At 31.3% G+C, this 14,014-nt stretch carries 10 protein-coding genes; 4 read left to right on the forward strand and 6 right to left on the reverse strand.

Translation table 11 applies throughout. The features are described 5' to 3' along the window. Window positions 1–62: 62 nt before the first annotated feature. The 4 genes from FBE96_RS00095 to FBE96_RS00110 form a co-directional block, all read right to left on the reverse strand. A complete protein-coding gene (locus tag FBE96_RS00095) occupies window positions 63–1,841 on the reverse strand; it encodes a methyl-accepting chemotaxis protein (RefSeq protein ID WP_002868316.1) in 1,779 nt (592 codons plus the stop codon). Beyond that, window positions 1,831–2,745: a cytochrome-c peroxidase gene (locus FBE96_RS00100; protein ID WP_002868317.1), complete on the reverse strand. Its 915-nt coding sequence runs from the start codon at window positions 2,743–2,745 to the stop codon at window positions 1,831–1,833. The genes FBE96_RS00095 and FBE96_RS00100 overlap by 11 nt, the downstream gene beginning before the upstream one ends. Before the next feature lie 19 nt (window positions 2,746–2,764). Further along, complete coding sequence (locus FBE96_RS00105; protein WP_002905867.1) at window positions 2,765–3,688, reverse strand: fumarylacetoacetate hydrolase family protein; 924 nt, start codon at window positions 3,686–3,688, stop codon at window positions 2,765–2,767. 112 nt (window positions 3,689–3,800) lie between these two features. Next, complete coding sequence (locus FBE96_RS00110) at window positions 3,801–4,703, reverse strand: RluA family pseudouridine synthase (RefSeq protein WP_002867497.1); 903 nt, start codon at window positions 4,701–4,703, stop codon at window positions 3,801–3,803. 77 nt (window positions 4,704–4,780) lie between these two features. Here FBE96_RS00110 and purB point away from each other — a divergent pair, with 77 nt between their 5' ends. Together purB and FBE96_RS00120 are read left to right on the forward strand one after the other, a co-directional pair. Next, window positions 4,781–6,109, forward strand: coding sequence for an adenylosuccinate lyase (gene purB, locus FBE96_RS00115; protein ID WP_002858787.1), 1,329 nt, complete (start codon window positions 4,781–4,783; stop codon window positions 6,107–6,109). A 15-nt stretch (window positions 6,110–6,124) separates the two neighbouring features. Continuing rightward, complete coding sequence (locus FBE96_RS00120; RefSeq protein WP_002867496.1) at window positions 6,125–8,494, forward strand: ribonucleoside-diphosphate reductase subunit alpha; 2,370 nt, start codon at window positions 6,125–6,127, stop codon at window positions 8,492–8,494. Between the two features lie 38 nt (window positions 8,495–8,532). Here FBE96_RS00120 and FBE96_RS00125 read toward each other — a convergent pair whose 3' ends face one another. Both FBE96_RS00125 and thyX read right to left on the reverse strand, forming a co-directional pair. After that, window positions 8,533–9,918, reverse strand: coding sequence for a cation:dicarboxylase symporter family transporter (locus FBE96_RS00125; protein ID WP_002868980.1), 1,386 nt, complete (start codon window positions 9,916–9,918; stop codon window positions 8,533–8,535). A 119-nt stretch (window positions 9,919–10,037) separates the two neighbouring features. Continuing rightward, entirely contained in the window at window positions 10,038–10,661 is a 624-nt protein-coding gene (thyX, locus tag FBE96_RS00130; RefSeq protein WP_002872062.1) for an FAD-dependent thymidylate synthase, read from the reverse strand. 119 nt (window positions 10,662–10,780) lie between these two features. Between thyX and FBE96_RS00135 the strand changes: the two genes are divergently transcribed. Continuing rightward, on the forward strand, window positions 10,781–12,412 hold the full coding sequence (locus FBE96_RS00135; RefSeq protein ID WP_002855601.1) for a CTP synthase: 1,632 nt from the start codon (window positions 10,781–10,783) through the stop codon (window positions 12,410–12,412). Beyond that, window positions 12,399–13,970: a single-stranded-DNA-specific exonuclease RecJ gene (gene recJ, locus FBE96_RS00140; protein ID WP_002855578.1), complete on the forward strand. Its 1,572-nt coding sequence runs from the start codon at window positions 12,399–12,401 to the stop codon at window positions 13,968–13,970. Before FBE96_RS00135 ends, recJ begins: the two co-directional genes overlap by 14 nt. Window positions 13,971–14,014: the final 44 nt, after the last annotated feature.

Here is a 14,014-nt window from a genome sequence, read left to right on the forward strand (position 1 = left end):
CATAAATTAAAAATAAAATTTTTATTGAAATTTCACGTTAAGTTAAATTAACGTGAAAAAAGTTACTGAAAGCTACTTAATTTTTCGGAGAGTTTAGAGGCACCATTTAGAACATTTTGAGAGATATTATTGATTTCACATGATAAATCTTTAACAGAATTTGCAAGTTCGTTAACTTTATCTATATTTGTTCCTAAGATAAGCATTTTATCTTTTACTTCCATGCTTTTATCTTTCATGGTTTGGGTTGATTCTATAGAGCTTTCCAATTTATGCATAGAATTTACAAGTTCTTGTTGTAAATCATTGGTTTTTGAAGAGGTTTCTTTCATAGAATCATGGATAAGATCCATTAAGGCTTTGTTGTCATTGATTTGTTGGACTATAGTATTAACAGTAGCATTGATGTTTAAAAGAGATTTACTTGTTTTATCAGCAAGCTGTCCAACTTCATCGGCTACAACAGCAAATCCACGCCCATGTTCGCCTGCTCTTGCAGCTTCGATAGCTGCATTTAGGGCAAGTAAATTAGTTTGATCAGCTATGTCTTTAATGGAGTTTGTGATTTCTATAATATTATCCGCACTTTGGGTTAGATTGTCCATATTGGCTACTATATTTTGTTCTTTTTCATTGTTTTCATTTATTAAATTTACAAGTTCAGATAGAGTAAGTTCTACTTTATCCATTAGTATGTGCATATCTTGCATATTTTCTATACTTTCTTGTGCTAAATTTCCCGCAAGATTGATATGATCATCTAAAACATGAGTGATTTCTTTAACTCCTTGAATTTGTTCATGTTGCGAATTAGAGCTGTTTTCAAGCATCATAGAGTTGTTTTTGAGTTTTTGTGAATTTTGATGACTTGATTTAGCATTTTCTATGGCTTCTATGATTGAGTTTTGAACGGTGGAAATAAATGAATTAATATATTGAGCACTTTGTCCAAGCTCACTTTTTGGATCTATATTTAAACGAGAGTGTAGATTGGCTTCTTTGCTAGCTAAATTAGCGCTTAGTTTTTCTAAAGTATGAATTGGCATGATGACTTTTTTTAGTGTTAATAAAATAAAAAATACAAATAATACAAGAGTAATTCCAAATACTGCTAAAGCGATATAAAATTTAAATAAATTAGATTGTTCTATAGTATTTTGGGTAAAAGTGTTAAGTTGTTTTAACTCTTTCATGAGAGAATTATTCTCATAAATAGAAGAATTATCTTGCATAATAGAAATTTGCTTTACAATCATGTTATAGTGTTTTAAAAAAAGTTGTAAATTTTCACTTTTTGTATCATTTTTGATTTCTTTCATAAGATTGTTGAGTTGATTTAGTGTTGTTTTTTGTAAAATATTTTCAGTTGAAAGAACGCTTAACATAGAACTCATTGTTTTATAGTTGTTTTTATTTGTTTCATGGTTTTGTTCCAATTCTTCAAAATAATTTTTAGCTAGTTCAAATAAATAAAGTTTTGAATTTACTGCTATGGAATTTGCGGATTTAAAATAATTAAGCTGGATTAGTTTGGCATTAAAAATTTCTTCTGCTTTGATTATGTCAATCCCAAAAGTTTTAAGTTTTGTAAAGTTTTCTTGCATTTTTTTTATCGCTTGAACACTTGGATCGTAGTTGATAAAATTAAAACTATTTTGAAAAACAGAATTGATTTTTTCATCTGAAATTTCTAGTTGTTGAACTATGTTTATCAATTCTTTATTATCTTTAGATGAAGAATAGTTATTAAAAATAATACCTAATAAAACAAGAATGAAAGCTAAAACTAGTGTAGATAAAATAATAAATTTTATCAAAAATGAACTTTTTTTATTTGTCATGATATTCTCCTGTTAAGCTTTCTAAGAATGCAACTATATTGTCAACTGTTTCTTGATCTAAAAATTTTCCTAGTTGATAGTAAGCCATAAACTGAACACAAGCATCTAAAGTAGGTATAGATCCATCATGAAAATAAGGTGCGGTTTTGGCTATATTTCTAAGACTAGGAACTTTAAATATCATTTTATCAGCTTCTCTTTTTGTGATTTCATAGCGCCCTAAATCTTCTTGGTTTGGGTATTCTTCAAAAATACCGATTTTTTGAAACATATTCCCACCTATATTTTGACCTTGATGACAAGAGATGCAGCCATTAGCTTTAAAATCTTCGTAACCTTTTTTAGCTTGAGTTGAAATAGCATTTTGATCCCCGCTAAGATAGCGATCAAAAGGAGAATTTGGGGTGATTAAGGTTTTTTCAAATTCAGCAACTGCAAGAGCTATGTTTTCTACTGTAACTTCTCCATAAAGTTTTTTAAAAGTTTTTACATAATTTTCATTTGAATTAACTTTTTGTAAAAGAAGTTCAGGACTTAGCCCCATTTCTTTTGGATTGAAAAAAGGTCCCATAGCTTGTTCTGTTAAATCTTTAGCTCTGCCATTCCAAAATTGCACAAAATTAAACACAGAATTAAAGGTTGTAGGAGTGTTAAAGGGTTTATCGAGTTGATTATCAACTCCTATTGAAAATTCAAGCCCATCAACACCGTGTTGATCAAGCCTATGGCAAGTATTGCACGAAACTTTTCCATCTTTAGATAAACTTTTATCCATATAAAGACTTTTTCCAAGTTCAGCTTTTTCTTTATCATAAGAGATGGAATTTGGAATAGGGGTTATCATATCTACTGCAAAGACTATATTTGCATAAGATAAACATAAAATCATTATTATTTTTTTCATGATAAATTTTTGCCTTAATTTAAGTTTTTAAAATGCCATTATAGTATAATTTTAGTAAATTATTTAATATATTGATATTTTTTATTTTATTACAAAGTTCTCCTAAATTTTCTATAACGCAACGTACTTTATCTCCTGATTTTAAAAAAGTAGGTGGATTTAACCCCATACCTACTCCACTAGGAGTTCCCATAGATATAATACTTCCAGCTTTTAAAAGCATGCCTGCACTAAGTTCTTCTAAGACATAAGCAATATCAAAAATAAACAATTGAGTGTTAGAGTTTTGGCGTAGTTCATCATTGACATAGCTTTGAAGTTGGAGTTTAGGAGGATAAGAAATTTCATCTACGCTTGTGATATAAGGTCCCATTATAGTGCTACCTTCAAGACTTTTTGCTCGGTAGAATTGTTTGTGGCGTTTTTGAAGTTCGCGAGCTGAAATTTCATTGATAATAGTATAGCCAAAGATATAATCTTTTGCATCTTTAGCTTTGATTTTATAAGCATCTTTACTTAAAATAAATGCAAGCTCACATTCATAATCAAGCTGAGAAGTTACATCTGCATGTAAAGGTATATCGCCAAAAGGTGGCGTAGCTTGATTGCAACGTTTTCCAAAATATACAGGATATTCTCTTTCTTCAAATTTTTCACCCTTAAATTTGGCAGATTCTTTGGCATGATCTAAAAAATTAATCCCAAGACATATAATATCTTGACGAGGTTCTATAATAGGGGCTAGATAATTTTCTTGTGGAATTTCATAGGCTATTTTAGAATCCAAGTCTGTAAGTTTGTGTTTAAATTTATCAAAATGGATAATAAATTCATTCATATCGTTAGTTTCAATGCCAAGATCATCAAAACTTACAATTTTTCCACTAGAATTTAGTACTCCTAGATTGGGTTTTTGACCCTGTATAAAATTAACAAATTTCATTTGGAAAATCTCGCTTTTTTATTTAATTATACTTAAAGTTTTAGCAAGAATTATTTTTTTGTTTTAAAATTTGGTAAAAAAGTGATTGATTGTAGCGTAGTGAAACATCATTTTATTTTATAGAATTGTTGAAAATTTCTTTTATGTTTATTTTTGAGTTGATATTAAAATTTTGATTTTTATATTGAAATTTCAAACGATAAGAATGCAAACACAAACGCAAGGCACCTGTAAGTTTTAAGCGTTCTTTGGGGGTTAATTTTTCATCTAAAATACTTTCGATTTGTTCTTTGCTAAGCCCATAAAGTGGATCGCCTAAAATGGTATGGTTTTTATAGTGTAAATGCACTCTTATTTGGTGTTGTCTGCCTGTTAAGGGTTTGCAGAGTAAAAGAGTAGCGTTGATTTTAGGAAAGTATTCTAAAATTTCAAACTCAGTGATAGCTTGTTTTCCTTCCTTACAAATTTGCATCCTTGTTTTTACATCATCGTAGTTTTTGGCTAAATTTATGGCTTTATCAATTATAAAATTTTCTTCTATTTTTCCGTTAGCTAGAGCAAGGTATTCTTTTTGAACCAGTTTTTTTTCAAACAAAGTTTTAAGATCAATTTGAGCTTTTTTATTTTTGGCTACAAGTATAAGTCCGCTCGTTTCTTTATCAAGTCTGTGTGCTACGCAAGCTTCTTTTCCCCAAAGATGCCAAATTTCATCACTAAGACTGTATTTACAATGTCTACCATTTGGATGACTTAAGATCCCACTTTCTTTTTCAAGTATGGCAAAGTCTTCATTTTCAAAGACAATTTCTACTCCTTTGGGATTGTTTTCATAGACTATAAGCTCTACTAAACCATTTAAAATTTCATTCTTTTCTTCTACTAAAATTCCATCACAAAAAAGTCTTTTTTTGTCTATGAGTTTTTGTGCTTCATTTATGCTAATTTTTAAATTTTCCATAAGGACTTGAAATGCCTTTTTTCCATTATTTGAGAGTTTTATTTTTATGTAAGCCATTTAATAACTTTCTTAGGATAATTTGATATAATTTCTGTTTTTTAAAATATAAAATTATAGCTAAAAAGGTTTCAAAGATGGTTGAAAGATATAGCAGAGAAATCATGGCTAAAAAATGGGACATGCAAGCAAAATACGATGCGTGGTTAAAAGTAGAATTAGCCGCTGTAAAAGCTTGGAATAAACTCGGTCTCATTAATGACACAGACTGCGAAAAAATTCTTAAAAATGCAAAATTTGATATTGCAAGAATAGACGAAATAGAAAAAACCACAAAACACGATGTTATCGCTTTTCTTACAAGTGTAAGTGAAAGTTTGGGAGAAGAGAGTCGTTTTGTGCATTATGCAATGACAAGTTCTGATTGTATAGATACGGCTGTTGCTTTACAGATAAAAGAGAGTTTGGAGCTTATTTTAGAAGATGTTTCTTTGCTTTTAGAAGTGATCAAAAAGCGTGCTTTGGAGCATAAAAATACCTTAATGGTAGGAAGAAGTCATGGAATTCATGGAGAGCCTATCACTTTTGGTTTAGTGTTAGCTATTTGGTATGATGAAATTTTGCATGCAAAAGAGCTTTTAGAACATGCAAAAGAAGTGATAAGCTATGGAAAAATCAGTGGTGCAATGGGAAATTTTGCTCATGCTCCTTTAGAATTTGAAGAAGAGGTTTGTAAAAATTTAGGTCTTAAAGCTGCCCCTGTTTCAAATCAAGTGATCCAAAGAGATCGTTATGCTCAAGTTATTTCTGCTATTGCAATTTTAGCTTCAAGTTGTGAGCAAATCGCTGTAGCGATAAGACATTTTCAAAGAACTGAAGTTTATGAGGCTGAAGAGTATTTTAGTGTAGGACAAAAAGGAAGTTCAGCTATGCCACATAAAAGAAATCCTGTTTTAAGTGAAAATATCACAGGGCTTTGTCGTGTGCTTAGATCTTTTGTAACTCCAGCTTTAGAAAATGTTGCACTTTGGCATGAAAGAGATATATCTCATTCTAGTGTTGAAAGATTTATTTTGCCTGATGCTTTTATCACGGCTGATTTTATGCTTATGCGTCTTACAAATTTGATTGATAAGCTTTTAGTTTATCCTGAAAATATGATGAAAAATTTAAATCTTACAGGCGGGCTTGTATTTTCAGGGAGGGTGCTTTTAGAGCTTCCATTTAAAGGCATTAGTCGTGAAGAAGCTTATAAAATAGTTCAAAGAAACGCTATGAAAGTTTGGGCAGATTTGCAAAATGGCAAGGCTGCTATCAATGAAAAAAATGAAAGTTTGTTTTTGTTAGCGCTTTTAAGCGATGAAGATTTAAGAAAAAGTTTGAGCGAAGAGGATGTAAGAAAATGTTTCGATTATAACTACTATACAAAAAATGTTGATGCAATTTTTAAAAGAACATTTAAATAAAAAGCAAGGAAGGCAATGAAAGTTATTAAAAGAAATGGTCGTACAGAAGAATTGGATGTTTCCAAGATCAAAAAATGCACCTCTGATGCTGTAAAAGATTTAGAGGGTGTGAATTTAAGCGAACTTGAACTCGATGCAAAGATTCAATTTCGCGATGGAATTTCAACTGAAGAAATTCAAAAAACTTTAATTAAAACTGCAGTAGATAAGATAGATATTGATTGTCCAAATTGGACCTTTGTTGCAGCTAGACTTTTTTTATTTGATTTATATAAAAAAGTTAATGGTATGAATCGCTATAATCATTTGTGTGAGTATTTTGAAAAAGGTGAAAAAGAAGGAAGAATTTTACTTGGTCTTAAAGAAAAATATGATTTAGATGATTTAAATGCTTATATTAAACCTGAACGCGATATGCAATTTACTTATCTTGGTATTAAAACTTTATATGATAGATACTTGATTAAAGATAGTAAAGGTATGCCTATAGAACTTCCTCAGCAAATGTTTATGGCCATTGCGATGTTTTTAGCGCAGAATGAATTTAATCCTCAAGAATGGGCGAAGAAATTTTACGATCTTATTTCTAAATTTGAACTCATGCTTGCAACTCCGACTTTATCTAATGCAAGAACAACACGCCATCAGCTTAGCTCTTGTTATATAGGATCAACCCCTGATAATATTGAAGGTATTTTTGATTCTTATCAAGAAATGGCTTTACTTTCTAAATTTGGTGGTGGTATAGGTTGGGATTGGTCTAAAGTGCGTGCTATGGGTGGAAGCATAGATGGGCATAAAAATGCCGCAGGAGGGATTATACCTTTCTTGAAAATTACTAATGATATTGCCGTGGCAGTAGATCAACTAGGAACCAGAAAAGGGGCTATAGCCGTTTATATAGAACCTTGGCACATGGATATAAGTGATTTTATCGATTTGCGTAAAAATTCAGGCGAAGAAAGACGCCGTGCTCATGAACTTTTCCCTGCTTTATGGATCAATGATCTTTTTATGAAAAGAGTAAGAGCTAATGATAAATGGACTCTTTTTGATCCTGCAGATACAGCGGATTTGTGTGATTTATATGGCGAGGCTTTTGAAAAACGCTATGAAGAATATGAAAAAGATGAAAGCATTACCAAAGAAATCGTAGAAGCTAAAGAGCTTTGGAAGAAAATTTTGCTAAATTATTTTGAAACAGGCTTGCCATTTTTATGCTTTAAAGATAGTGCCAACAGAGCAAATCCAAATGCTCATGTAGGAATTATTAGAAGTTCAAATTTATGTACTGAAATTTTTCAAAATACCGAGCCAAATTATTATCAAATCAAAGTAGTTTTTGAAAATGGAGATGAGCTTCATTTTGATGAAGAACAAAAAGTTGTGATCGATGGGGGATATGAAAAACCAGCCAAAAAAATCTCAACTTTAGATAGTATTGATGGTAATAAAGTTTATATAGTGGAAAAATATAAAAATGATGGAAAAACAGCCGTTTGTAATTTAGCAAGTATAAATCTTAGCAAAGTGTATACTAAAGAAGATATAGAGCGTGTTGTGCCAACGGCTATTCGTATGCTTGATAATGTGATAGATTTAAATTTTTATCCTCATAGAAAAGTAAAAGATACAAATTTAAAATCTCGCGCCATAGGTCTTGGAGTCATGGGTGAGGCACAAATGCTTGCTGAGGCTAAGATTTATTGGGGAAGCGATGAGCATTTAAATAAAATCGATGAGATTATGGAACAAATTAGCTTTGAGGCTATTAATGCGAGTTCAAATTTAGCTCTTGAAAAAGGTTCTTATGAAGATTTTGAAGGATCAAATTGGAGCAAGGGGATTTTTCCTATTGATGTAGCAAGTCCTAAGGCTAAAGCTTTAACTTTAAGAGAGGGCTTATTTGATCAAAGTGAATGCGACTGGGTTAAACTTAGAGAAAAAGTTAAAAAAGATGGTATGAGAAATGGTTATTTGATGGCCATTGCACCTACTTCTTCTATTTCTATTTTAGTGGGTACTACGCAGACTATAGAACCTGTTTACAAAAGAAAGTGGTTTGAACAAAATTTAAGTGGTATGATACCTGTTGTTGTGCCAAATTTAAGCCTTGATACTTGGCAATACTATACTCCAGCCTACGAACTTGATCAAAAAATTCTTGTAAAGGCTGCTGCTGTGCGTGGTAAATGGATCGATCAAGGGCAGAGTTTAAATATCTTTTTATCGCTTGATAAAGCAAGTGGGGGATATTTAAATGAAATTTATCAACTCGCTTGGGAGCTCGGAGTAAAATCTACTTATTATCTAAGAAGCGAAAGCCCTGATAGTGAAAAAGTCAATGTTGCAGATCGTAGCATAGAATGTGAAGGTTGCCAATAAATACTAAAACCCAATGAAAAATATTGGGTTTTAAGAGATTAAGAATTGTAAATTTCTTTATCTAGGGCTTTTAGATTTTTTGCAGTACAAAGTGCCGAAGTCATAGCTCCTGAGACATTACTTGCTGTTCTTGCCATATCTATAATAGGATCTATAGCTAAAATCAAACTTAGCATGACAAAATTATTACCAAATCCAATCCCTGCTAGCATAATAGAAGCTGCCATAGTTGCACTTCCAGGTACTCCAGCTATACCCAAGGATCCAATAACAGCTACCAAAACTATCATTAAAGCAAATGTAAAATCAATATGTGTATGTGTAGCAAAAGCTACAAAAACTGCCGCTAAAGCTGGAAAATATCCCGCACAACCATTAAGTCCTGTTGTTGTACCTATAGATGCTACAAAATTAGCTATAGCTGAATTAACTCCAAATTTATTTTGCAAAGTTGAAGTAGTCATAGGCAAAGTGCCCAAAGAAGATCTTGAGCTAAATGCAAATAACCATACAGGAAATGCTTTTTTTGCATATTTTATAGGGTTTAGCCCTTGTGAAGCAAGAAGTAAAAAATGCACCCCGAACATTATTAACATAGCTATATAAATAAGCATTATAAAAAGTCCAGCTGTTTTGATAGCTTCAAAACCATTGCTTAAAAGCACATTAGCCATCATACAAACTACAGCATAAGGCATAAATCTAATAACTGTAGCAGTCATGTTCATCATAATATTATAAAAGGTTAGGATAAAATTATGAAAACTTTTAAAGGCTTGTTCATACTCTTCTTTTTTAGAAATTTTTTTAGCACTAATTCCTATAAAAAAAGAAAAAATGACAATAGCTATAATATTTTCTTTATTAATAGCTGCAATGATGTTGCTAGGTATTAGCCCTAGTATAATATTTGAAAAAGTTTGAATTTCGCGAATTTGTTTATTTCCTTCATATATAGCAAAATTACTTCCTAAATCAAAACTATAACCTAAAAATATACCCAAGGTTGCAGCTATGGCTGTGCTAAAGAGTATCCAAAAAAGACTTATTCCAAGCAAGGAGGATATTTTGATATTTTTATCAATTTCTATAATTACTTTTATAATGCAAATGCTTACAAGAGGAACAACCAGCATTTTTATAAAAGCTACAAAAACAGAACTTACAAATGCAAACCAATGTTTTGTTTCGCTATACCAAAGAATATTACTTGCTTCTTTAGCATCTGGAAAATTTGCCAAATATTGCAAAGCAAAACCAAACCCCAAACCCATTAAAAGCGCAAATAGCATGCGAAGAGAAAAATTGATTTTTATATCCCGCATTTTTTTTAATGCGTAAAAAACAACACAAAGCATAGCAAGAGTAGTTATAGTATGAGCTTGTGAAAGCATTAGAAAATCTTGAAAAAATTGTTTATCCATAAAAAGTCCTTATAAGAAACTATAATCAAGCACAAGGTATATGAAAATATACTTGCGTAAAGCTTGATTTTATAAATGGTAGCATAACAATATTTTAAATAAGATAAAATTAGTATGATTTATTCTATATCTTTATGTAAGCAATGTTCAAATATAAATTTGTGTTCTTGTGGCAAGGCTTCAAATAAAGCATTTGCTAAATTTCTAATCTCCCAAAGAGCTGATTTTGAACTACGCAAAGAAATGAAATTCTGCAAACTTCTTGCATTAATCGTTAGTGTAAGTTCAGTTTTATAGCTTTCTGGTAAGCAGTATTTGGCTATATCTAGACTAATGCTTTTTTGTAAAATAGTGCGTAAATTTTCTAAGGCTTTAATGCTTGCGTTATCAACCTCTTCATTACCACAAAGCACAAGATAACGGCTTGCATTTTCAAAATCTCCTATTTTAAATTCAGCTTCATTGCGAAGTTCTTTTAAGGTATAACGCGTGCTTTTTACACTAGGACTAGTGTGACGGTGTCTTGCAACTTCTTGTAAGCAAGCTCTTGAAATTCCTTGTATATAAAAAGTATAGTTTAGATGTTCTAAGGTTGAAGCGTGTTTGAATTTGTTGCCCACGCGATCGATAAGTTCTTTATCTTTTTCGCCACCGCAATCGCCTTTTTCAAAGCTTTGCCAACAAGTTCTTGTTGCATGAGAACAAACAGATAATGGAATGTGAAAAAGTAAAGTGATTTGCATGCTTATTCCTTTTTTGATAAAAATATTTTTTGTAATTCTTGCATTTTTTACTTAAAATTCTAATGAAATAAAAAGTTTTATCAAGCTATAATTAGATAAAAAAATAAGGCTTATTATCAATGAAACAAACAAAATATATTTTTGTAACAGGTGGAGTTTTAAGTTCTTTGGGTAAAGGGATAGCCGCTGCTTCTATCGCAACACTTTTAAAAAATTCAGGGCTTAAAGTGAGTATTTTAAAAGCTGATCCTTATATCAATGTTGATCCAGGCACTATGAGTCCTTTTGAGCATGGAGAGGTTTTTGTAACTGATGATGGAGCAGAAACGGATCTTGATTTGGGGCATTATGAGCGTTTTTTGGATGAGAGTTTATCTCAAGATAATAACTTCACTACAGGACGGGTTTATCAAAGTGTGATTGAAAAAGAAAGGCGTGGAGAATATCTTGGCAAAACCATTCAAGTTATCCCTCATATAGTAGGAGAAATCAAAGATCGCATTAAAAAAGCAGGAGAAGGCAAAGATATACTTATCGTTGAAATAGGCGGAACTGTTGGGGATATAGAAGGCTTGCCTTTTTTAGAAGCTATTCGTGCTTTGCGTTTGGAAGTGGGTAAAAATAATGCTATGAATATTCATCTTACTCTAGTACCTTTTATTAAGGCTGCAGGGGAATTAAAAACAAAGCCAACTCAACATAGTGTAGGCGAGTTAAGGCGCATAGGCATTAGTCCTGATATGATTATTTGTCGTAGTGAAAAAGCTCTTGATAGAGATTTAAAAGATAAAATTGCTATTTCTTGCGGGGTGGAAAAAAATTGCGTGATAGAAAGTGTTGATGCGGCTAGTATTTATCAAATTCCACTTAATTTTTTAAAGCAAGATATTTTAAGCCCTATTGCTGAAATTTTGGATTTGAAAAATTTAAAACCTAATATGGAAAATTGGGACTCTTTGGTAAAAAGAGTTATAGCTCCAAGCAATGAAGTTAAAATCGCTTTTGTAGGCAAATATGTGGATTTAAAAGAAAGTTATAAAAGCCTTACTGAAGCTATTATACACGCAGGTGCAGCCCTAGATACTAAAGTGGAGTTAAAATGGGTAGATAGTGAAAAACTTGAAAATATGGAAAGTTCTGAAGTATTTAAAGATGTGAGTGGAATTTTGGTTGCTGGGGGATTTGGATATCGTGGTGTAGAAGGTAAGATAAAAGCCATTCAATACGCAAGAGAAAATAAAATTCCTTTTTTAGGAATTTGTTTAGGTATGCAGCTTGCTTTAGTGGAATTTGCTAGAAATGTATTAAAACTTAAAGATGCAAATTCAAGTGAATTTAATGAAAAATGCCAAAATCCTGTGGTTTATTTGATTGATGAATTTATGGATACAAATGGAGAAAAACAAATTCGTACTGCAAAAACTCCTTTAGGTGGAACTATGCGTTTAGGGGCTTATAAATGTGATATCAAGGAAAAATCCCTTTTGGCTAAGGTTTATAATGAAGTAAAGAGTGTAAAAGAACGCCATCGTCATCGCTATGAAGCAAATCCAAAATATAGAGCAGATTTTGAAAAACACGGTTTGATTGTAAGTGGTGAAAGCAAAGGATTGATTGAAGCAGTTGAGCTTAACTGTCATCCTTTTTTCTTGGCTGTGCAGTTTCATCCAGAATTTACATCAAGACTTGAGCATGTTAATCCTGTGATTTGCAGTTTTATCAAGGCAGCTATAAACTATGAAGATAATTAATAAAAATGAAATTAAAAAAATTTTGGCTTCACGCTTTGAAAAAGATTTGCATACCAAACTTTGTGATCTGCCTTTGCCATGCTGTTTAAAGGATGCATATAAAGCAGCTAATCGCATCAAAGAAGCTGTAGAAAAAAATGAGAAAGTCGCCATAGTAGGAGATTATGATGTTGATGGAATCATTTCTTGTGTTATTATGGCAGAATTTTTCGATGATATAGGTTTTGATTATATTATAAGAATTCCAAATCGTTTTAAAGATGGATATGGATTAAATGCTGAGATCATCAACGAACTTGATGTAAATTTAATAATAACAGTAGATAATGGAATAGCTGCTCTTGAAGCAGCCAAACTCTGTAAAGAAAAAAATATAGATTTGATTATCACTGATCATCATATGCCTCAAGATGTTTTACCTGATGCTTTTGCCATTATCAATCCAAAGCAAAAAGATTGTGATTTTCCAGAAATTGAAATTTGTGGAGCTCAAGTCGCATGGTATTTGATAGCGGCTTTAAAAGAGGTGTGCAAGCTTAAATATGACATGTGTAAATTTTTAGAACTTTTGGCGATTGCAATTGTTGCAGATATGATGGAACTTAGAGATTTAAATCGTGCTTTAGTAAGGCGTGGCATAGATCATATTAACAAATCTAAAAGGGCTGCTTTTAGGGCTATTAAGCATTATTATCAAAAGGATAAATTTGCTCTTGATAATATAGGATTTTTAATTGCTCCGCTTATAAATAGTGCTGGAAGAATGGATGATGCAAGTATTTCTTATGAATTTTTACACACTAAAGATTTTAATAAAGCTTTAGAATATCTAGAGCAAATTGTTAGTTTTAATGAAAGTCGTAAAGATGAAGAAAAACAGCTTTTTGAAGATAGTTTAAATCAAATCGATGAAAACGATTCTTGTATTGTGGTATCGGGTTTAAATTGGCATGAAGGTGTTTTAGGGATTGTGGCAAGTCGTTTAGCTAAACATTTTAATAAACCTGCTTTTGTATTTTCTCAAAATGAAGAACACTTAAAAGGCAGTGCAAGAAGTGTTGGCAAGATTGATATTTTAGCTTTAATTTCTAAGACAAATTCTATATTAAGCAATTATGGTGGTCATAAAGGTGCTGCTGGAATCAGTTTAAACTCTGAAAATTTTGAACAATTTAAAAATAAAATCAAAAAAGAATGTTCGCAAATTTCTGAAAGTGAATTTTTGGATACAGATGAAATTTTAGGAATCTTAGAACCTAGCGAAATTGATTTTGAAATGCTTGAAATTTTAGAATCTTTTGAACCTTTTGGACATAAAAATCCACGACCTTTTTTTGTTTTAGAAAATCTTTGTGTAAAAAATAAAAAACTTCTAGGTAAAGATGAAAAACACTTAAAGCTTGTTTTAACTAAGGAAAATAAAACCATAGAAGCTTTATTTTTTAATTTTGATAAAGAGCCAGAATTGAATCAAAATATTTCTTTGCTTGGAAGTATTTCTAAGAATGAATTTAGGGGAATGGTAACTCCACAGTTTGTTGTTAAAGAGATTTTATAAAAATTTTTACTTATAATTTGCATTAATAACATTAAAAAATTAAT

It is taken from the genome of Campylobacter sp. CFSAN093241 (assembly GCF_012889595.1).
Taxonomy (GTDB): domain Bacteria; phylum Campylobacterota; class Campylobacteria; order Campylobacterales; family Campylobacteraceae; genus Campylobacter_D; species Campylobacter_D jejuni.